A 20,858-nucleotide genomic window follows, 5' to 3' on the forward strand; every position below is an offset into this window, starting at 1 on the left:
ATTGGTTAAGGCGCCGTGGCCGCTCCTTTGCCTCTTCCCGCCCTCCATGCAACCCATGCCGGCATCTGGATCGCGGCCGGTGGAGAGGTAAGGGAGGCTTCACGAGGCGAGGCGATCGCCCGGCTGGCGGAGACGCCGCACATTTTGCTCAACGCCCCGTTAGTCGGCCAACGCCTCGGCTACCCCGACGTGTCCGGTCTCGATCTGTTGGAGCTTTATGCCTTCGTTCATCCGGCGCGCTTCGCGGTGCCCACGGTGCCGGGGTTGGCACGGGCTTGCGGCGTTGATCCGCCTGGGTGCGAAACCGGCGCTGTGTCGGTGCTAATCCAGATCGCAGAGGCCCTGCTGGTCCGACTGGGGCAAGACGACTGGTCTGAGCGCGAAGGCGCCTGGACTGCCAATACCACGCTGTACCGGTTGGGGTGGAACTGGGCACCGTTTGTCGGTCAGCGACTGGCCAAACCCGAACTTGGCGAGCGCATGCTTTTCTCTCGCCTCCCACAATGGGAGGAACTGGCAGAACGGCCGCAACCCTGGGCGATCGCCATCCCGCCCACCGATGCCGAGGAGAAGCTGTCGGAACTGACCGGCGATGGCTCCGAGCCGCGCGAGGGGCAGCGGGCGATGGCTGGGGAAGTCGCGGCAGTTTTCGCCCCACGGATGGCCCAGGGCGAGCCCAACATGCTTCTCGCCGAGGCCGGCACGGGTATCGGCAAGACGCTGGCTTATCTCGCCCCTGCTTCACTTTGGGCGGAGCGGGCGCAGGGGACGGTGTGGATATCGACGTTCACCAAGGCGCTTCAGCGGCAACTGGACGCCGAAGGGTGGCGGCTGTTTCCCGGCGATGAGGAGCGAAAACGGAAGATCGTCATCCGCAAAGGACGCGAGAATTACCTTTGCCTGCTCAACCTCGAGGATGCGATGCAGGGCGCGTTTGTCGGGCGAGCAGCGGTGCTGGCGCAGTTGGTTGGGCGGTGGGCAGCGTACACCAAAGACGGTGACATGGTCGGTGGCGACATGCCTGGCTGGCTGCCGAGCCTATTTCGCCGATCGGGTTCTACGGCGCTCACCGATCGCCGGGGCGAATGTGTCTATGCCGGCTGCCCACATTATCGGAAATGTTTCATCGAGCGAGCGGAGCGGGCAGGGCGCGAGGCGGATCTTGTCATCGCGAACCACGCCTTGGTGATGGTCAATGCGGCACGGGGCCGACCAGACGCGCCAACCCGGATTATCTTCGACGAGGGGCATCATCTGTTCGATGCTGCAGATTCTACATTTTCGGCCGCGCTGACGGGGCAAGAAGCGATCGAGATGCGCCGCTGGATCGTCGGTCCGGAAGGCAAGTCGCGTGGGCGGCGGCGCGGGCTTGCCGCGCGGCTGCTGGACGTCTGCTCCTATGACGAGCAAGGAGCGCAGGCACTTGACGCTGCGGTTGAGGCGGCGCGAGCGCTGCCTTCGGACGGATGGCTTGGCCGACTGGCGGAGGACGACCCCTTTGGGCCGGTCGAGACGTTGCTCAGCCAGGTCCGCGGTACGGTTTATGCCCGGGCCAAGGCCCAGGAGGCCGGCTATGGACTCGAAACCGAGCTCGCCGAGCCCGACGGAAATCTTGTTTCTGCGGCGGCGGCAGCCCTGGAAGCGCTCGAAGCGCTAGCTCGACCGCTGGCCGCGCTTGGCCGGAGGCTGGAAGCAATTCTCGAGGATGCGCCCGATTGGCTGGATAGCCAGGCTCGGGCTCGGGTTGAAGGGGCGATCAATGGCCTCTCATGGCGGCGCGAGACGCTTGGATCGTGGATTGCGCTTCTTGGACGAGTCGGCGGGGTCGCGGATCCCGATTTTGTCGACTGGCTGGCGATAGAGCGGGTCGAGGGGCGCGAATTCGATGTTGGCCTTCACCGACACTGGCTGGACCCCACACGTCCGCTTGCCAAGGCGGTGCTCGAACCGGCGCATGGCGTCCTGGTCACCTCCGCAACGTTGCGCGGAAGCGAGGGCTGGCCGAGCGCCGAGGCACGAACGGGAGCGCTCCACCTGTCCGGCCCCATCGATCACTTCGAGGCCGCCAGCCCGTTCGATTATGCCGCCCAGGCGGAAGTGCTAATCGTCAATGACATCGGTCGAAATGACATCGCCGCGCTGGCGGGCGCATATGCCCGGCTTATCGAGGCTGCGGAGGGCGGGACGCTGGGATTGTTCACCGCTATCCAACGGCTGCGCGGGGTACATGCCCGGATTGCCGATCGCCTGGCGCGAACCGGGCTGCCGCTCCTTGCCCAGCATGTTGATCCGATCGACACCGGCACCCTGGTCGACATCTTCCGCGACGATCCGCATGCATCGCTGCTTGGTACCGACGCGCTCCGCGACGGAGTCGACGTGCCCGGTGAGTCGCTTCGACTGGTGGTGATGGAGCGGGTACCATGGCCGCGCCCGACGGTACTTCACGCCGCGCGAAAGCTGGCCAATGGAGGCAGCGCCTATGACGACAGGGTGGTGCGCGCGCGCCTTGCGCAGGCGTTTGGCCGGCTGATTAGGAGGCAAGGCGACAAGGGGCTGTTCGTGATCTTGTCGAGCGCACTTCCTTCGCGATTGCTAAGCGCCTTCCCGCCCGAGGTCGCAGTGTCCCGGCTTCCGCTCGATGCGGCGCTTGAACGCGTTCGGGCGAAGCTTTTCGAGTCCGTCCCCGTTGAGCAGTCGGAGAAAGTGTCATGAAAAGTCTCATTCTGCTGCGTCATGCCAAGTCGGAAAGGGATTCGCCCGACGGCAGTGATTTCGCCCGGCCGCTCAATGACCGCGGACGATCCGATTCAAAGCGGATAGGGAAGGAAATTCGCCGATTGGGACTCGACAGCGACCTGGTTTTGGCGAGCTCTGCGCAGCGCGTTGTCGAAACGGTCGACGGTGTCGGCGGCCTTTCCCCAACATTCGACCGCCGTATCTATGAAGCCTCGACCGGGCAGCTATTCGAGATCATTCGCGAGGTGGACGACCGAATCGACCGGCTGATGCTCGTCGGCCATAATCCGGGGTTCGAGCGGGTGGCCGCGCGGCTTACCGACGGAAAAGTCGACACCCTTCCAACGGGGGCACTGGTCGAAATCGAGCTTCCGGTGGATCATTGGCGGGAAGTTGGGGAAGGCAACGGACATCTCGTCCGCTTCGTCAGGCCGAAGGAACTGGCTTAGCCCTCGAGCGCCGCGGCCAGCCTGTCGCGCAACACCTTCAGTCGCTCAACATCGAAAGAAGTTTGCGAGGCGGTAATCGCTGAATCGGCCTTGTAGCTGGGCTGCGGAATGACTGTGGCCGGCGAGCGTGCAAGCAAAGGTTGTTCCGCCTCACCCTTGGTTCGAAGCAGCTTCTGGACGCCCTTTACCGTATAGCCTTCCTCGTTGAGGAGGCGATGGATCCGCCGCGCCAGCGCAACATCTGCAGGCCGATAATAGCGGCGGTTGCCCGCGCGTTGCAGCGGTCTCAACTGGGGGAACTTGGTTTCCCAATAGCGCAGGATGTGCTGCGCCACTCCCAATTCGGCGGAAAGCTCGCCGATGGTTCGGAAGGCGTCCGGAGCCTTTTCGCCGGTCGCCATTTCAGATGCTACCCGGCGATCTCGTCGCGCATGATCTGGCTTGCGCGAAAAGTCATCACGCGCCGGGGTGCAATCGGCACTTCAACGCCGGTCTTGGGATTGCGACCGACCCGCTCACCCTTGTCACGCAGGATGAAAGTGCCAAAGCCCGAGATCTTGACGTTCTGGCCGACACTAAGCGCATGGCACATGTGATGAAGCACGCGTTCAACGATGCCTGCGCTTTCAGCGCGCGACACACCCAGCCGGTTGTGAACGATGTCAGACAGGTCCGCGCGGGTCAGCGTACCCGCATGCAATCCATCCGAACGGGCAACTCCTGCATCAGCCATTTTGATCTCCGCCCCCTTGAACATCTCGTTCCCAGCTAATCGCCTTTGGTCATAACGCTATCGCAAAGTCCCTGCGTCGGCAATTCGACTTTCGTCCGTTTTCCTGACCGGTTCAATAGCGGAGAGCAGCTGCGCCCCAAGTAAACCCTCCGCCCATCGCTTCGAGGATCAAAAGGTCGCCACGCTTGATCCTTCCGTCGCGCACCGCGACATCGAGCGCCAGCGGCACGGATGCCGCCGAGGTATTGGCATGACGATCGACGGTGACCACCACTTTCTCCGCGGGCAGGCCAAGCTTGCGCGCCGTCGCATCGAGAATGCGGGCATTGGCCTGGTGGGGTACGACCCAATCGATATCGGTCGAGGTCAGCCCCGCATCCGATAGCACTTCGTTGAGCACATCGGCGAGATTGACGACCGCATGGCGAAACACCTCGCGGCCTTTCATGCGAAGCTTGCCGACGGTGCCGGTCGTCGACGGACCACCGTCGACGAACAGCAGGCCGTTGTGGCGGCCGTCGGCATGGAGTTTGGTCGACAGGATCCCGGACTCACCTTCTTGGGCCTCGAGCACGACCGCCCCGGCGCCGTCGCCGAACAGGACGCAGGTGGTGCGGTCCTCCCAATCGAGGATGCGGCTGAAGGTTTCCGAGCCAATTACCAGAGCGCGCTTTGCGTTGCCGCCGCGAAGCATCGAATCGGCGACCGTCAGCGCGTAAAGAAATCCGGTACAAACGGCATGAACGTCGAAGGCGATGCAATCGTCGATCCCAAGCAGCGCCTGGACCTTGGTGGCGGACGAAGGAAAGGTCTGATCGGGGGTCGCCGTGGCCAGCACGATCAGCCCGATGTCGTTTGGCCCAAGTCCGGCCGCATCCAGCGCCTTGCGGCATGCTTCGACCGCCAGCGTGGCAGTAGTTTCGCCATCGGCGGCGACGTAGCGACTGCGTATTCCGGTCCGTTCGACGATCCATTCGTCGGACGTATCGACCTGCCCCGCCAGCTCCGCATTATCGACACGTCGAGCTGGAAGTGCCGATCCAGTCCCTTTGACAACGGAACGAAGGGTCATTCGGCAGCCTCACCATTGAATGCATGGGCGCGGAAATTATCCAGATCCTCGCCAATCTTGCGGGTAATATCGTTGCGTACCATCGATGCGGCCACGCCAATTGCGTTGGCGACGCCCTTGTAATTGGCTCCCCCGTGGCTCTTCACCACAAGTCCGTTCAAGCCAAGGAAAACCGCGCCGTTATGGTTGTTGGGGTCAAGGTGGACCTTAAGCAGGTTGAGCGCGGGTTTGGAAAGCGCGAAGCCTGCCTTTGAGCGCAAGGACGATGTGAACGCGCGGCGCAGCAGGTCGGTAACGAAACGCGCGGTGCCCTCAGCGGTCTTCAGCGCAATATTTCCGGAGAATCCATCGGTAACGACGACATCGATATCACCGCGACTCAGTCGGTCGCCTTCCGTGAATCCTTCGAAACGCAGAGGTAGATAATCTGCGTCGCGGAGCAGCCCCGCGGCCTCTTTCAGTTCATCGGTGCCCTTCAGTTCCTCGGTGCCGATGTTGAGCAGCTTGACCCGGGGCTTGGAGATGCCGAGCACAGTACGCGAATAGGCCGAACCCATCACCGCAAACTGGACGAGGTTCTGTGCATCGCATTCGGTATTGGCGCCAAGGTCGAGCATCACGCAGTCGGTCGTGCCCAAGGTCGGCAATAGGGCGGCCAGCGCCGGCCGGTCGATGCCCGGCATGGTGCGGAGGGCCAGCTTGGCCATAGCCATCAGCGCGCCGGTGTTACCGCCCGAAAGTGCTGCGTGGGCCGCACCTTCCTTTACCGCATTGATCGCCAGGCCCATCGATGTCGTCTTGGCACGCCGAATGGCCTGGCTCGGCTTTTCGGATGCTTCGATCGCATCGGTGCAATGGTGAAGCACTACCGAGTCGAACAAAGGCTGATGCTTGGCGAGTTCGGGCGCGATCTTTGCCTCGTCGCCGAACACCTCGAATCGAAGGACTCGATCCCGGCGGCGCGCGCGCGCCATCCCGGCGACCATGACCGCCGGGCCGATATCTCCACCCATGGCGTCAATCGCGATGCGCGGGCTCACGTCCATGCGTGTTTCGCCCTCGTCCGCGTTGCCGCTCAGGCCTCGGTCGAAACGATCTCGCGGCCGTTATAGTGGCCGCAGGCCGAGCAGAGGTTGTGCGGGAGCTTGAGCTCCCCGCAATTCGGGCATTCCTGGAAGCTCGCCGGGCTCAGCGCATGGTGGCTGCGGCGCATGTTGCGCTTCGAGGGCGAGGTTTTTCTCTTAGGGACGGCCATCTCGGCTCTTCCTTAAATCAGATGCACAAAAAAATTGGCGACTCTCCTCGCCCAGCTCATCGGGTTAACCCGCGGCGGCGGCCGGATCGTCGCGAACGAAGGGGCCCTATAGCGAAATGGCGGCGAGACGCAAGCGCTTCACGCCCGCGCCAGCACCTTATCCGCAACGAAGGGATTGGTCGCCCGTTCATGCCCGAAGGTCGACATCGGCCCGTGGCCGGGAACGAAGTGGGTGTCGTCGCCCATTGGCCAAAGCCGGAGAGTGATCGAATCGAGTAGCTGCTGATGGTTGCCCCGCGGGAAATCGGTCCGCCCGATCGAGCCCTGAAACAATACGTCGCCGACCAGCGCCAACTTCGATCCGGGGTGATGGAAAACGATGTGGCCGGGCGTGTGCCCGGGGCAGTGGCGGACATCGAATGTCAGTTTTCCGACCGTTACGGTCTCGCCATCCTCCAGCCAGCGCTCGGGCTCAAACGGCTTACCTGGAACGCCATACCGCTTGCCGTCATCCTCCAGCCTGGAGATCCAGAAAATGTCGTCACGATGCGGCCCCTCGATCGGTACACCAAGTTCGGCGGCAAGAATGCCAGCCGACCCGCAATGATCGATATGCCCATGGGTGAGCAGGATCTTCTCGATCGTTACACCATGCTGGGTAGCCGCAGCCTTTAGCCGTTCAAGGTCGCCGCCCGGGTCGACAAAGGCGCCTAGCATCGTCTCCGTGCACCAAAGCAAAGTGCAGTTTTGCTGCAACGGCGTCACCGGAACGATCGCGGCCCTGAGTGGCGGGTTCGACATGACGAGGCGCCTAGGGAGCGGGCGGCAACTTGTCGAGCGCCGGCGCGACATCCTTCATCGACGCTGCGACCGTTTCGGTGCGGCGCAACACTCGAAGTACGTTACCGCCAGCCAGCTTGGCGAGGTCCTGGTCACTCCATCCGCGACGAATCAACTCTGCGAAGACCAGCGGATAGCTCTCAACACCAACCAGTCCGGTCGGCGAAAATGGGATTCCGTCGAAATCACCGCCAAGCCCGACATGGTCATGACCCGCGATTGCGACGACGTGCTCGATATGATCGGCGACATTTGTGACATCAGTGCGCGGGCGCGGATGTGCGTCTTCCCATGACTTGAGACCCGCTTCGACCGCCGCTTTGCTTGCTCGGTGGATGGCTTTCAATCGGGCTTCCTCGGCCGACTGAGCAGCGCCCCATTCCCACACATCCTTCGACAGGAAGGGCGGAACGAAATTGACCATCACGACCCCTCCGTTCGCGGGCAGCAAGCGGAGGATCTCATCCGGCACGTTGCGGGGGTGACTGTTCAATCCGCCAGCCGAGCTGTGAGAGAAAATGACCGGCGAACGGCTCGCCTCGATCGCGTCGCGCATGGTCGCAGAGGATACATGGCTCAAATCCACAAGCATGCCGAGGCGGTTCATCTCGGCGACGACCTTAAGACCGAAGGGCGAGAGGCCGTCATATTTGGCCTCATCCGTAGCGCTGTCGGCCCATTCGGTGGTTTGGTTGTGGGTCAGCGTCATGTAGCGCGCGCCCAGTCGATAGAACTGGCGAAGTGCGGCAAAACTGCCACCTATCTGGCGTCCCCCTTCGATCCCGATCAGCGAAGCTACCTTGCCCTTCTTGTGGATGCGGACGATGTCGTCGGCGGTGAGCGCGCGCTCCAGGTCGCTGGGATAGGCGGCGATCATCCGGTCGACGATGTCGATTTGCTCAATAGTTCTGCGGATCGCCTCGTCCCCAGTATATGTCCCATCAATATATACTGACCAGAACTGCCCACCCACGCGTCCGGCATGGAGCCGGGCCATGTCGGTCATCAGCGGATGGTCGGGCCACTTGTCAGTGCCGCTGGCGAGGTTGGCGACGCTATAACCATGGTTTTCCTGCAGCTGTTCGGCGATATCATTATGGCCATCAATCAGTGGCGTTTGCTTGAGGATCCGGTCGATGCGAACCTGCACCTTGGGGTCGATCGATTGCTGGGCCATGGCTGAGGTCGAGAAAAGCAGGGCGGCAAGCAGGACTGCTGAACGCATCAATTTGGACCTTTGGGACGGTTGTCGGTGACGAGGCTTTACGGGCGGCTGACAATAGGGGCAATGGCGGTCAATGATCGTCCTTTTCGATGATGCACGCAAAGGAGGAGCGCCGCCGCGACTTTATCGCCAGCCGGCCGAGCTCATCATTGCACGGGAATTGGACGATGTGGGGCCTGCACTCGAAACCGTCCGCAACGGGCTGCGGGCGGGAAAGCATGCCGCAGGCTATCTGGCCTATGAAGCCGGCTATGCCTTTGATCCCAAGTTAAGGTCGAGTGCCCGCATTGGCGAAGGCCCATTGCTTTGCTTCGGCCTTTATCAAGGCTCAGAAACGCCGCACCCGCCAGAACTTTTTCACTCGCCCGACGGCGCTTTCATCGGCCCCATCCATCCCCGCATAAGCCAGGGCGCGTATGCCAAAGCGGTGGCGCAGGTCCACGAGCATTTGTTTGCAGGCGATTTCTACCAGGCCAACCTGACATTCGGCTGTGACGTTGCCGTGGCGGGCAATCCCCTGGCGCTCTACGCGCGCCTCCGGCGCTCTTCTCTGGCGGGTTGGGGCGGAGTGCTGATTCATGAAGATCGCGCCCTTATCTCCCTTTCGCCCGAGCAATTCTTCACTATCCAACGCGGTATCGTTGAGGCGCGGCCGATGAAAGGCACGGCTCCGCGTCGAGTCGATCCTGCGGCGGACAGGGCGGAGGCCGAGGCACTTGCGGCCGATGAAAAGCAGCGCGCCGAAAACCTGATGATCGTCGATCTCATGCGGAACGACCTCGCCAGGGTATCGATCGCAGGCACAGTGGCAGTGCCGGAACTGTTCAAGGTCGAGGCCTATCCAACTGTTCACCAGATGGTGAGCAGGATTACTTCCCGCCTCCGACCCGAATGCGACGCGGTCGACCTGCTCCAGACCATTTTCCCATGTGGGTCCGTTACCGGTGCGCCAAAGGTGGCGGCGATCGAAGCGCTTGCTCGGCTCGAGCCAGAGCCGCGCGGGGCCTATACGGGATCAATGGGTTGGATCGAGCCCAATAGCCAAGGCGATGCCGGCGACGCTGCCTTCAACGTCCTCATCCGGACGCTGGAATGGCACGTGGGATCAACAAAAGCGCGGTTGGGACTCGGCTCGGGGCTTGTGGTCGACAGCAACGCGGGCAATGAATGGGCCGAGTGCCTGCTCAAGGGGGATTTCGTGCGACGGGAAGTCCAGGACTTTGACCTGATCGAAACCATGGGGTTCGACCCATCTGAGGGTATTATCGAACTGGAGCGGCACCTCGACCGGATGAAGAATTCTGCTGCCGATCTCGATTTCCAATTTGACCGGCATGCGGCCCGCAACGAGCTTCAGGCGGCGACATTCGGTCGCAAACAGCGAGCGATGGTCCGGCTGCTCCTTTCGCGCAGCGGTTCCATGGCGATCCAGCTGAAATCCTATGACGACCCCGATATGCTGCCGGTCCGCGTCGCCGTGCGCCCACTACCGGTCGACCCAAGTGATTTCAGGTTACGTTATAAGACGACTGACCGGCGTTTTCTCGACTTGGCTCGCCAGCGCGAGGGTGAATATGAGACGGTGTTCGTCGATCCAGATGGGCAGCTGACCGAAGGCAGCCGGACCAGCATCTTCGTCGAGCGCGACGGCAAGCTGCTGACGCCACCGCTGTCTCGTGGCCTGATGCCGGGGATACTCCGTGCGAAGCTGATCGACGAGGGCAGGGCGCAAGAGGCTGAATTGACGCCCGCCGATCTCGAAGGCGGCTTTTACGTCGGCAATATCGTTCGAGGACTGATCCCCGCTAAAATTGCCTAAGCGGCGATCGGAAAGCGCAGCAGACGGCCGGTTACGGGGATAAGCGCGGAGGCGCCGGGCCCAACCTTGCGCAGAATTTCGGGATGTCCTGCGTCGAGGCCGCCGGTAAATGCGCCATAGGCCGGCAAGATGAGTTTGCTCTTGCTTTCCACAAAGCAGCGCCGCGACACGGTCCGGCCTTTCATGTTGAGCCGCAGCTTGGGATGGAAATGGCCGGACATCTCGGGTCGCGGATCATGCTCCACGGCCTCGTGCCGAAGCATGATTCCGTCGACCTCGCACTCTTCCTCGATCCGGCCACCGCAATGGTCGACGAATCCAGCGTCGTGATTGCCCACGATCCAAAACCAATCGAGCCGGGTCGTCATGGAATTGAGCAGGGCGCGAGCGGTGGCGGGCAGGCGATCGCAACCATGTTTGTCATGGAAGTTGTCACCCAGGCAGTAGAGTCGAGTAACCCCAGTCCGGTCAATCTCCCGCTCGAGCGCCCCCAAAGTTGCAATTGAATCGTAAGGCGGAAGCATCTGCCCCAAGCGCGCAAACCAACTCGCCTTTTCAAGGTGCAGGTCGGCGACCAATAGCGCCTGCTGCGCAGGCCAATGGAGCGCTCCTTCAGGGCTAGCGAAGAATGACTGTCGTGCGAACGAAAGGGGAACCATGGATTCGGGCTGTAGCCCGATTATTGCAGCTATTCCAAATGGTTCATGATGTGATCGCGCAATGCGCGGGCATCATGCAAGGCATTGTGGGGAACGACGCTGTTGGTAGACGGGGAAAAACCATGAAGCGGGACCAGGTGGAGGCTAAGCGGCGGAACGTGCACCATCATTCCGGGGCTCGTGACCAGCAGCATCGCGATTTGCGCCAAATCCTCGGGCCAGTCTGCCACGATATCGGGCGCCGAATCATGCTCGATCCACGCGGCCAGCGCCTCAGCAGCAGCCCGGCGTGCAAGGCGCGGGCCTTTCAGCTGTTCGGGGACCATGTCGAGGAACGGAAGGACGTGCTGCTGAACCCACGGGTCTAGGGGCGCGTCGCATTCAAGCGTGACGTAGAATTCTTCACTGCCGTCTTCGGGCACAAGGGCAAGGCTGAGCAGCGCGCCGCCAAAGCCATTATATTCCGTGTCGAGAAAATAGCGCATGCAAGACCACTCTGGACGAGTGGCCGCCAACGTTCCAGTCTCGATCCCGCAAAGACATTCGGAGGGGATCGACCATGAAGAGAATATTGGCTGGAACTGCGCTGGCCCTGGCTCTCATCGCCACTGGCCCGGCTATGGCAAAGCCCGGCGACCCAGGCAGGGAGAAGGTGGTCGCGGCGATCAAGTCCGATCATGATGCGTCGATCGAACGGCTGCGAAAATGGATTGCGCTGCCGACCATCGCCAACATGGGCATCAATCATCGCGAGGGCGCGGAATATATGCGGCAGCTGGCGCTGGATGCCGGGTTCCAGCAGGCCAAGGTTATCGCCACCGATGGCGTTCCGGGCGTGTTCGCCACACTCGATGCCGGTGCCAAAGATACGCTGGCGATCTACTTCATGTACGACGTCAAACATTATGACCCGGCGGAATGGTCCTCGCCGCCGCTGGAAGGCAAGATCGTCGACCGCCCGGGCGAGGGCAAGGCGCTAATCGGCCGCGGCGCAGTCAATCAGAAAGGACCGGAGACGGCGTTCCTGACAGCGTTGCGTGCGTTCCGAACCGCCGGCGTGAAGCTGCCGGTCAACCTGGTGTTCGTGGCCGAGGGTGAGGAGGAGATTGCTTCGCCGCACTTCGCTCAGGTCGTCAACCAGCCCGAGGTTCGCGCTGCCCTGGAAAAGGCCGTTGGCATCATCATTCCGTCGGCAAGCCAATCGGTCGACGGTCAGGTGACGCTGCTCTTGGGAGCCAAAGGCGCGGTCGAACTGCAGCTGATCTCCAGCGGCGAGAAATGGGGCCGAGGCCCGAACAAGGACATTCATTCCAGCCTGATGGCCAACGTCGACAGCCCGGCCTGGCACCTGATCAAGGCGCTCAATACGCTCGTTGCGGATGACGGCCATACACCTGCGATCGACGGGTGGTTCGAAAATGTGAAGCCATTAACCGCGCGACAGAAGGAACTTATTGCTGCCGATGTGGCTGCCGGCAATGAGGCCGACGAGATGAAAGTGCTTGTTATCAAGCATTGGTACAAGGATGAGGACTATCTGACTGCGTCTTACCGGCTGGCCGAGCAGCCCACGGTCAATATCCAGGGCTTGGTCAGCGGTTATATGGGGCCGGGCGGCAAGACGGTCTTGCCGGGCAGGGCGGAGGCCAAGATTGACCTTCGGCTGGTGCCGGACATGACCAAGGACGAGGCAGTATCGAAATTGAAGTCACACCTCGCAAAGCGAGGATTCGGCGATATCGAGGTCAATGTCAGCGGTGGCTATGGCCCAAATCAGACCGATGAAAATAGCCCGCTGATCAAGGCAGAGCAGGCGACGCTTGCGGACGCAAAAATCCCTGCGACTTTGTCGGCGCGCTCAGCCGGGAGTTGGCCGGGCGTGGTGTTCACTGGTCCGCCGCTGCACCTGCCGGCCGGCCAATTCGGAGGCGGGCGGGGCGGCGGCGCTCATGCACCCGACGAATGGTTGCTGATAGACAGCAGCAATCCGAAGGTGCTCGGCTTCGATGGCCAGGCCATTCTTTACGCCGACTTCCTTTATGAGGTTGCGCGGACGGCAAAAGCGAAGCGCTAGCTTGCCGGCGGCGATGGAGGCGCGGGCGGGCAAGCCTCGCCCCGCTCGGCCGCCTTTCTGCAGGTACTTTCGCGCTCGCGAGCTTCCCGGCCGGCCTTTTCTTCGGCCTTTCGGAGCTCGCGGCCGCGCTTCTCGTCGGCTTCAGATTGGCTGGTGGTTGCCACGTCGACGCCCTTTGAGACGGCCTTGACAGGTAATGTAGCGATGTCGACCGCAGCATCAGCAACGCTGGCTACAACGCAGCCGGAAAGGGCAAGAGCAAGTACAGGCAGGACTAGAACGCGCATCGTGCCCTCTTAGCGAACCCGATATTGAAGCAGAATGAACTAATCGATCCGCATCGCTACTTCCGCCAACGCCTCGGCTTCGATCAGCAACGCTTCGTCAGCTGAGCCGGCCGGTGCCGCCTCGCGACCGACGATGACCATCAACGGGACCGCCATCGGGGTGATTCGATCGGCCTTGACGTGGACCATCGTCGCCGAAGCGCGATCGACGAGGCGAACGAGGCGACCCAATTCGGTCATTCTCGTCCGCGCATCGTCCCAGGCCGCTCGCAAAAGCAGGTGGTCGGGCTCATATTTGCGAAGCACATCGTAGATGAGGTCAGTCGAGAAACTGACCTGTCGTCCGGTTTTACGCTTGCCGGGATGCTGTCGCTCGACCAGGCCACCGATCACCGCAACTTCGCGAAAAGCGCTTTTGAGCAGATAAGAGCGCTCGACCCACTCGACGAACTCTCGTTCAAGTATATCGGCGGAAAAGAGCGATTGCGGGTCGCTGATGGGCTCAAGGCCATAACAGGCGATGCCATAGTCGTTGGCGACGAAGCCGAGCGGCTTCAAGCCATCATTCTCCATGCGCTTGGTGAGAAGCATCCCCAGCGACTGGTGGGCATTCCACCCCTCGAAGCTGTACGCGCACAGGTAATGACGCCCCTCATGCCCGAACGTTTCGACCAGCAGCTGGTGCGGTTCCGGAATTACCGAGCGGCGGTCCTGGACCTCCAGCCATTCTCGAACATCATCGGGGAAACGGTGCCAGTCGTTGCGATCGGCGAGCATTTGCCGAACGCGATTGGCGAGGTGCGTCGACATCGACATTCGCTGGCCCCCGTATGTGACGATGCGCGCCGACTTCTTCGACGCGTGCACGATGATGTCGGTGTCCTTGATCCTCTCGACTTCCAGGCTCAGGCCCGCGAAGAAAAAATGGTCGCCCGGCGTTAGGGTCGAGGCGAATCCCTCCTCGACCATGCCAAGCCTGCGGCCTCCTTTGAATCGAACATCCATCAGCGGCTGCTCGACGATCACGCCGGCGTTCATTCGATGCTGCGCTGCGATGGTCGGCCTGGCGAGCCGCCAGCGGCCCGGCGTTTCCTCTACGATCCGCCGGAAGCGGTCATAGGCCTTCAGCGCGTAGCCACCGGTCGCGACGAAACTGAGGATTTCTCGGAACGTCTCCAGCCTGAGATCCGAATAAGGTGCGGCCGAGCGAACTTCGGTAAGCAGTTCGGACTCGTCGAAAGGCCCGGCGCAGGCCACGGCAAGGACGTGCTGAGCGAGCACATCGAGCGTGCCCGGTCGGAAGATATCAGGGTCAAGCTCGCGGTCGTCGATGGCATCGAGCGCCGCTCGGGCTTCGAGATATTCGAACCGGTTGCCGGGAACGATGATGCCCTGGCTCGGCTCGTCGAGCCGATGGTTGGCTCGGCCGATGCGCTGCAAGAGGCGTGAGCTACCCTTGGGCGCTCCCATCTGTATGACGAGGTCAATGTCGCCCCAGTCGATACCGAGGTCGAGGCTGGCGGTGGCGACCAGCGCGCGAACTTTGCCAGCCGCCATTGCCGCTTCGATCTTGCGTCGCGCCTCGAGTGCCAGGCTGCCATGATGGATTCCGATCGGCAGCGCCTGGTTGTTGACCGACCACAATTTCTGGAAAATCAGCTCGGCAAGGCCGCGCGTGTTGCAGAAGACCAGCGTTGTCTTGTGTCGCTCGATCTCCTTCATCACCTCGCGCGCGGCGTGAAAGCCGCTGTGGCCGGACCACGGAATGCGATTCTCCGGGATGAGGATCGACAGGTCGGGCTCTGCGCCGGGCTCTCCTTCGACGAAGCGAACCCGGTCGATGTCGGCATCGGTTGCTAGCCAGCTCCTGTACGCGTCGGGTTCGGCAACGGTAGCGCTTAGGCCGACTCGCCGCATTCCCGGCGAGAGCGCTTGCAGCCGGGACATTGACAATGACAGCAGGTCGCCACGTTTTTCGCGAGCGAATGCATGAATTTCGTCGACGACGACGGTCTTGAGATTCTCGAACAGCAGTTTGCTGTCGGGGTAGCTGAGAAGGAGGCTGAGACTTTCCGGAGTGGTCAACAGTATCTGGGGCGGTCGCACCCGCTGTCGTGCCTTACGGTCCGACGGCGTATCGCCCGTCCTCGTTTCGACCCGGATGTCGAGTCCCATCTCGGCGATCGGCGTTAGCAGGTTGCGCTGAACGTCGACCGCCAAGGCTTTCAGAGGGGAGACATATAGCGTGTGGAGCCCCTCGGCCGGACTTTCGATCAGGTCGACCAGCGTAGGGAGGAAGCCCGCCAGCGTCTTGCCGGCACCGGTCGCCGCCACCAGTAGCACATGATCGCCTTCCTGTACCGCATCCAGCATTTCCAGCTGGTGCCCGCGGGGCTTCCAGCCGCGATCCGCGAACCAGCGCTCGACAATAGGGGGAAGGGCACTCACATTGGCGATCATGGTTCGCCTCGGTAGCTGGATCGAGCCTTTTCCCGAAGGCATTTACGTAAGGCCGGCCGACGCCTGGATCGATCCGGCGATGCCCAAGCCGTATGCACTAATCACCCATGGCCATGGCGATCACGCCCGCGGCGGGCACGGTACAGTGTGGGCGACGCCTGAAACCCTGGCAATCATGGAGGCTCGGTACGGCGAACAAAATGGGCGGCCGGTGAATTATGGCGATAACGTTCGCTTGGGAATGGTCGACATAAGCTTCGTTCCCGCCGGGCATGTGCTGGGCTCTGCACAGATCGTGATGGAATATGGCGGAGAGCGGGTGGTCGTCTCCGGCGACTATAAGCGCCGGGAGGATCCCACTTGTGAGCCTTTCGTTGTAACGCCTTGCGACATTTTCATCAGCGAGGCGACCTTCGGACTGCCGGTATTCCGCCATCCCGACACCGGCAGCGAAATCGACCGGCTGCTGCATCGCTTGCGCTCCGAGCCCGAACGCTGCGTGCTGGTCGGCGCCTACGCGCTGGGCAAGGCGCAACGGCTGATCATGGAATTACGTGGACGAGGTTACGAAGAGCCGGTCTACATCCATGGCGCGCTGGAGCGCCTTTGCCGACTCTATGAGGAGCAGGGCGTCCCGCTTGGTGAACTTCGCCTGGCGACGGGAACGCCGAAGGCCGAACTGCAAGGGAAGATTATCCTCTGCCCACCGGGAGCGCTAAACGACCGATGGTCGCGACGGTTGCCCGATCCGATTACCGCCATGGCCTCGGGCTGGATGCGCATTCGGCAGCGGGCGCGCCAGCGCAATGTCGAGCTACCCCTCATCATCTCCGACCATGCCGACTGGGACGAACTTACCCAGACCATTCGTGAGATCGCGCCCAAGGAAGTATGGATCACGCACGGCCGCGAGGACGCATTGATGCACTGGTGCCATTTGCACCAGATCAAGGCGCGGGAGCTGAACCTGGTCGGCTATGAGGATGAGGACGATTGAGGCGAAGGCAGTCCAGGGGACTGCCGAACATCAATCGGTCAGCCGGTCATCCGGGCGATGGTGCGCAGGGCACTTTGGGCCCGGTCGCGGTCGATTACCAGCGCCGCCGTTTGCGTGACAAGATCGACGAGGGCGAGGTCACGCACGGTCGGCTCACGCGGCTCCCTATGGTACATGGCGAAAGTGCCAAGCACTTTCCGGCCCGCTGTCATGATCGGGATCGACCAACAGGCGCGCAGGCCATGGGCATCGGCTAGTTCGCGGAAGTCGGCCCACAGCGGATCGTTGGCGATATCGGATACGAACACCGGTTCTGCGGTGAAGGCGGCGGTCCCGCAGGAGCCGACGCAGGGGCCGATCTCTGCGCCGTCGATCGCCTGGCAATAGGCGTCCGGCAGGCTTGGCGCGGCGCCATGGCGGAGGTGCTGGCCATCGGGATCAAGTAGCAGGATTGAGCCTAGGACTTGGGTCCGCGATGTGGATTCGACGATCCCGATCAGCTCGCTCAACGTTTGTTCAAGCGGGCTGTCGCCGATTGCCAGTTCGAGCACGCGATTGTGCGCCGCGCGAAGCGCCTCGTTTCGCTTGTCGCCGGTGACCTCATGCCCCTGGACAAAGATGACGGCCGGACCGCCATCGCTAGCGGGCAGCGGCTGGAACAGTACGTCGACGAAGATTTCTTCGGGCAGTTCGCCAGGTCGGGAGACCCGCATCGCCACGCCATGGCCGATCAGCGGCTCAGGGGAGTCGGCGACGCGGTCGAGCAGGTCGACAAAGGCCTGGCCGGCGAATTCCGGAATTGCTTCCGTTATCGTTTTGCCGGCCAGGTCATTGTGGCCGACCAATTCTGAGAAGGCGTTGTTGGCGAAGGCAAAGCGATGGTCGGGGCCTTCGAGCAGGGCCATGAATCCGGGCGCTCGCTCGAACATCTGTTGGAGCCGCTCACGCTCGCTGCCGTCCAAAGCAAGCTGGTTCAGCATCACATCGCCTTACAGTAACCGCGCGCCCTAGTCACGGCGATCGAGGGAATGGGCGCCGAACCCGGCTAGTGATCCGCTAACACCGGTGCGACGCCACTTTTCTCCAGCTGGTCGTTCACGGCGGCCATCAGCCGGTCGAGCCCGGCCTTGTCCTTCGCTTCGGCACGGGCGACCAGAACGTCCTGGGTGTTCGATGCGCGCAGAAGCCACCAGCCGCCTTGAGTGTTGACCCGTACGCCGTCGGTTGAATCGACGTTGGCACCCTCGTTGGCGAGACGCTTGGCAACCTCGTCGATAACAGCGAACTTGCGGCTTTCGTCGACCTGGAAGCGAAGCTCGGGCGTCGCCACGGAAACCGGAATCTCGTCCTTCAGCTCGGTCAGGGACTTGCCGCTGTCCGAAACAGCACGGATCACCCGCACGGCCGCGTAGAGCGCGTCGTCGAACCCGTACCATTGATGTTTGAAGAATATGTGTCCGCTCATTTCGCCCGCGAGCGGGGAGCCGGTTTCCTTCATCTTCGACTTGATCAGGCTATGCCCGGTCTTCCACATCAATGGCTTGCCACCCATTTCGGCGATGCGATCGAACAGGATTTGACTTGCCTTCACATCGGCAATGATTGTTGCCCCGGGCTCATCCTTCAACACCGGCGCGGCGAGGATGATCAAAAGCTGGTCGCCCCAGATCACCCGGCCCTGGCTGTCGACCGCACCAAGCCGGTCCGCGTCGCCGTCCAGGGCGAAACCGAAGTCGAGCTGCTTGTCCGCCACCAGCTTTTTCAAGTCGGCGAGATTGGCTTCGACAGTCGGATCGGGGTGATGATTGGGAAATCGGCCGTCGACGTCGGTGTAGAGCGTATAATGCTCGCCTGGAAGGCGCTTAACGAGCTTCTCGAGCACTAGCCCGCCGGCTCCGTTGCCCGCGTCCCAGCCGATCCGATAGGCCTTGCCATCGAAGCCCTTGACCAGCGCATCGACATAGGAGTCGACGATGTCTACCTCCTCGACGCCGCCTCGGCCTTCGCTCCAATCGCCCGCTGCGGCGCGCCGGCCCAGGTCTTGTATCTCCTGTCCGAAGACAGAGCGGCCGTTCAGCAGCATTTTGAAACCATTGTAGTCGGCTGGGTTATGGCTGCCAGTGACTTGGACGCCCCCTTGCACGTCTAGCGTTGCCACAGCGAAATAAAGCATCGGCGAAGGTCCCATGCCGATCTTCACTACAATGAGTCCGCCCTCGGTCAGCCCTTCGATCAACGCGGCTTCAAGCTCGGGCGAATGGGTTCGGCCATCACGGCCAACGGCGACGCGCTTGGCGCCTTCCGATGTCGCCAAGGCGGCATAGCTGCGGCCGAGCGCGTAGGCGTCCTCGGGATTGAGGGTCTGTCCGACGATCCCCCGCACGTCATATTCGCGCAGGATGGTCCGATTAAACTGGTGTGACATTGGAATCCTTGTTTGCGGGCCTGGAATCAGCCCGCGGCAGCGGCCTTGGGCTGCTCGATATCGGCCTCGCCGGGAACGGCAAGCCCTGAAATCATTTCGCGCAACTCCTGACGGGCCGCAATGTGTCCCAGGCTAACGTCGCTTAGCTCCGGGAGGTCGAGCAAGGTCAGCCCTTTCGGAAACAACTCGCGGTAGATGACTCGCTCACCTAGGCCGGGGATGACGCGATATCCGACGCGCCGGGCCAGCTCGTCCAGCGCGGCGCCGACACGTTGGAGGTTATGTGAATTAATGTGCTGCAGGCGGTTCCGCAGAACGACCCAGTCGACGCTCTTGCCGGTATCCTTGGCGCGCTGCGTGCGGCTGTTCCAGATCAACTCCGCATAGAAGCTGGGCTTGGTGACCTTGAAATTTTCGGGATGGACCTGGCCGATGAGGTCAAGGTCGACAAAGCTGTCGTTCATCGGCGTGACAAGGGTGTCGGCCTTGAGAATCGTAGCCCGGGCTATTGGATCGTCGCGGCCGGGAGTGTCGACCACTAGCACATCGGCCACTTCGCCCAGGCGGGCGATGGCAGCCTCAAGCCCCGCATCGGTTTGATCCTCAAGAACCTCAAAGGCTGCGCGAGGCAATTGCTTGTCGAGCCGGCGCATGGTTGCATCGCGATTCTCGAGATAGCGGGTCATGGTCCGCTGGCGTTGGTCGAGGTCGAGCGCGCCGACCCGATGGCCTGACGCGGCGAGCGCAATCGCGGTGTGGACCGCAGTGGTCGATTTGCCGGTGCCGCCCTTTTCATTGGCGAAGACGATGAAGTGCGGCTGGCCCATGGCCTGCTTATCCCCTTGTGATTCCCACAACCGCGCACGTAAGACGCGGCCCCGACACCAGATGTATCTGAGGCCTGAATCGCATGCAAATCATTCGAGAGATGGGCGATTTGGCATTGGCCCTGCGGGAATGGCGCGACGCGAGGCTAACGATCGCGCTGGTGCCGACCATGGGGGCACTCCACGCCGGTCATATGGCGCTGGTCGATGCGGCCCGGGCCAAGGCCGATCGGGTTGTTGCGTCCATCTTCGTCAACCCGCTCCAGTTTGGGCCGAGCGAGGATCTCGATCGCTATCCGCGTCAGGAATCGGAGGACGCAAGGCTGCTTGAGCATCACGGCTGCGACCTTCTTTGGATGCCAAGCGCGGCCCAGCTTTATCCGCCGGGATATGCGACGACGGTCAGCGTATCCGGGGTCAGCGAGCGTTGGGACGGGGCGGCTCGGCCGGGTCATTTCGCCGGCGTCGCAACAGTGGTGGCCAAGCTGTTCACTTCGGTTCGGCCCGACATGGCTTTCTTCGGGGAGAAGGATTTCCAGCAGCTTGCGGTCATCCGTCGGATGACGGCCGATCTTGGCTTGGGCGTGACTATTCACGGCGTCGCGACCGTGCGCGACGCCGACGGTTTGGCCCTATCGTCCCGCAACGCCTACCTGAATGCTGACCAGCGGGTACAAGCCTTGGCCTTGCCGCGCACTCTCGAGGAAGCTGCAGACGCCATCCTTGCCGGCGAGGCAGTGCAAGCCGTGCTCGACGATGCCAAGGGCAAGCTCAGCGATGCAGGATTTTCGCGGATCGATTATTTCGCATTGGTCGACGCGGCGACACTCGAACCGCTGGATGCGCCGTTGGGGGATATGCGACTGATTGCTGCGGCAGTGGTCGGCACCACAAGGCTGATCGACAATATCCGTGTCATTTCGGGCACAGTTTGAAAATAGCGTATCCGCGCCGTTAACCATTTGTTTGCGCCTTCAACGCGAACCTCTGCTCGATC

20 protein-coding genes are annotated in these 20,858 nt (G+C 62.0%); 6 read left to right on the forward strand and 14 right to left on the reverse strand.

Going from position 1 to position 20,858, the window contains the following annotated elements; translation table 11 throughout:
• Positions 1–15 precede the first annotated feature (15 nt).
• Positions 16–2,715, forward strand: a complete 2,700-nt coding sequence (locus LVY65_RS09265) for an ATP-dependent DNA helicase (protein ID WP_235067769.1) — start codon at positions 16–18, stop codon at positions 2,713–2,715.
• The gene (locus LVY65_RS09270) at positions 2,712–3,188 is read left to right on the forward strand and encodes a SixA phosphatase family protein (RefSeq protein ID WP_235067770.1); all 477 of its coding nucleotides are present in this window, start codon (positions 2,712–2,714) and stop codon (positions 3,186–3,188) included. The genes LVY65_RS09265 and LVY65_RS09270 overlap by 4 nt, the downstream gene beginning before the upstream one ends.
• Here LVY65_RS09270 and LVY65_RS09275 read toward each other — a convergent pair.
• The 7 genes from LVY65_RS09275 to LVY65_RS09305 form a co-directional block, all read right to left on the reverse strand.
• Positions 3,185–3,589 carry a MerR family transcriptional regulator gene (locus LVY65_RS09275; RefSeq protein WP_235067771.1) on the reverse strand — a complete coding sequence of 135 codons (405 nt, stop codon included), beginning with the start codon at positions 3,587–3,589 and terminating at the stop codon, positions 3,185–3,187. The genes LVY65_RS09270 and LVY65_RS09275 overlap by 4 nt on opposite strands.
• An 8-nt stretch (positions 3,590–3,597) precedes the next feature.
• Complete coding sequence (locus LVY65_RS09280) at positions 3,598–3,921, reverse strand: integration host factor subunit alpha (RefSeq protein WP_235067772.1); 324 nt, start codon at positions 3,919–3,921, stop codon at positions 3,598–3,600.
• Between the two features lie 112 nt (positions 3,922–4,033).
• Positions 4,034–4,993: a beta-ketoacyl-ACP synthase III gene (locus LVY65_RS09285; RefSeq protein WP_235067774.1), complete on the reverse strand. Its 960-nt coding sequence runs from the start codon at positions 4,991–4,993 to the stop codon at positions 4,034–4,036.
• A complete protein-coding gene (plsX, locus tag LVY65_RS09290) occupies positions 4,990–6,039 on the reverse strand; it encodes a phosphate acyltransferase PlsX (RefSeq protein WP_235067775.1) in 1,050 nt (349 codons plus the stop codon). Before plsX ends, LVY65_RS09285 begins: the two co-directional genes overlap by 4 nt.
• Positions 6,040–6,068: 29 nt before the next feature.
• A complete protein-coding gene (gene rpmF / locus LVY65_RS09295) occupies positions 6,069–6,248 on the reverse strand; it encodes a 50S ribosomal protein L32 (protein WP_119532944.1) in 180 nt (59 codons plus the stop codon).
• Between the two features lie 138 nt (positions 6,249–6,386).
• Complete coding sequence (locus tag LVY65_RS09300) at positions 6,387–7,049, reverse strand: MBL fold metallo-hydrolase (protein ID WP_235067777.1); 663 nt, start codon at positions 7,047–7,049, stop codon at positions 6,387–6,389.
• Between the two features lie 10 nt (positions 7,050–7,059).
• Complete coding sequence (locus LVY65_RS09305) at positions 7,060–8,313, reverse strand: dipeptidase (RefSeq protein ID WP_235067778.1); 1,254 nt, start codon at positions 8,311–8,313, stop codon at positions 7,060–7,062.
• A gap of 73 nt (positions 8,314–8,386) precedes the next feature.
• On the opposite strand from LVY65_RS09305, the gene pabB reads away from it, so the two are divergent.
• A complete protein-coding gene (gene pabB, locus LVY65_RS09310; protein WP_235067779.1) occupies positions 8,387–10,132 on the forward strand; it encodes an aminodeoxychorismate synthase component I in 1,746 nt (581 codons plus the stop codon).
• On the opposite strand, the gene pdeM is transcribed toward pabB, so the two are convergent.
• Complete coding sequence (gene pdeM, locus LVY65_RS09315; RefSeq protein ID WP_235067780.1) at positions 10,129–10,791, reverse strand: ligase-associated DNA damage response endonuclease PdeM; 663 nt, start codon at positions 10,789–10,791, stop codon at positions 10,129–10,131. The two genes, pabB and pdeM, sit on opposite strands and share 4 nt — an antisense overlap.
• Before the next feature lie 29 nt (positions 10,792–10,820).
• The gene (locus LVY65_RS09320) at positions 10,821–11,276 is read right to left on the reverse strand and encodes a hypothetical protein (protein ID WP_235067781.1); all 456 of its coding nucleotides are present in this window, start codon (positions 11,274–11,276) and stop codon (positions 10,821–10,823) included.
• Positions 11,277–11,350: 74 nt separating this feature from the next.
• Between LVY65_RS09320 and LVY65_RS09325 the strand changes: the two genes are divergently transcribed.
• Positions 11,351–12,865, forward strand: a complete 1,515-nt coding sequence (locus LVY65_RS09325; protein WP_235067782.1) for a M20/M25/M40 family metallo-hydrolase — start codon at positions 11,351–11,353, stop codon at positions 12,863–12,865.
• Here LVY65_RS09325 and LVY65_RS09330 read toward each other — a convergent pair.
• Positions 12,862–13,152: a hypothetical protein gene (locus LVY65_RS09330; RefSeq protein ID WP_235067783.1), complete on the reverse strand. Its 291-nt coding sequence runs from the start codon at positions 13,150–13,152 to the stop codon at positions 12,862–12,864. The genes LVY65_RS09325 and LVY65_RS09330 overlap by 4 nt on opposite strands.
• Before the next feature lie 39 nt (positions 13,153–13,191).
• Positions 13,192–15,612 carry a ligase-associated DNA damage response DEXH box helicase gene (locus tag LVY65_RS09335; protein WP_235067785.1) on the reverse strand — a complete coding sequence of 807 codons (2,421 nt, stop codon included), beginning with the start codon at positions 15,610–15,612 and terminating at the stop codon, positions 13,192–13,194.
• On the opposite strand from LVY65_RS09335, the gene LVY65_RS09340 reads away from it, so the two are divergent.
• Complete coding sequence (locus LVY65_RS09340) at positions 15,611–16,609, forward strand: ligase-associated DNA damage response exonuclease (protein ID WP_235067786.1); 999 nt, start codon at positions 15,611–15,613, stop codon at positions 16,607–16,609. The genes LVY65_RS09335 and LVY65_RS09340 overlap by 2 nt on opposite strands.
• A gap of 38 nt (positions 16,610–16,647) precedes the next feature.
• Here the strand turns inward: LVY65_RS09340 and LVY65_RS09345 are convergent, their stop codons facing one another.
• The 3 genes from LVY65_RS09345 to LVY65_RS09355 all read right to left on the reverse strand — a co-directional run bounded on the left by LVY65_RS09345 (position 16,648) and on the right by LVY65_RS09355 (position 19,861).
• Positions 16,648–17,589 carry a GAF domain-containing protein gene (locus LVY65_RS09345; RefSeq protein ID WP_235067787.1) on the reverse strand — a complete coding sequence of 314 codons (942 nt, stop codon included), beginning with the start codon at positions 17,587–17,589 and terminating at the stop codon, positions 16,648–16,650.
• A 65-nt stretch (positions 17,590–17,654) separates the two neighbouring features.
• Positions 17,655–19,034 (reverse strand): phosphoglucomutase/phosphomannomutase PgmG, encoded by a 1,380-nt coding sequence (gene pgmG, locus LVY65_RS09350; protein ID WP_235067788.1) that lies wholly within the window; start codon positions 19,032–19,034, stop codon positions 17,655–17,657.
• 26 nt (positions 19,035–19,060) lie between these two features.
• A complete protein-coding gene (locus LVY65_RS09355; protein ID WP_235067789.1) occupies positions 19,061–19,861 on the reverse strand; it encodes a division plane positioning ATPase MipZ in 801 nt (266 codons plus the stop codon).
• 83 nt (positions 19,862–19,944) lie between these two features.
• On the opposite strand from LVY65_RS09355, the gene panC reads away from it, so the two are divergent.
• A complete protein-coding gene (gene panC, locus LVY65_RS09360; protein WP_235067790.1) occupies positions 19,945–20,796 on the forward strand; it encodes a pantoate--beta-alanine ligase in 852 nt (283 codons plus the stop codon).
• Positions 20,797–20,858 lie beyond the last annotated feature (62 nt).

This window comes from Sphingomonas cremea, assembly GCF_021502585.1.
Taxonomy (GTDB): Bacteria; Pseudomonadota; Alphaproteobacteria; order Sphingomonadales; family Sphingomonadaceae; genus Sphingomicrobium; species Sphingomicrobium cremea.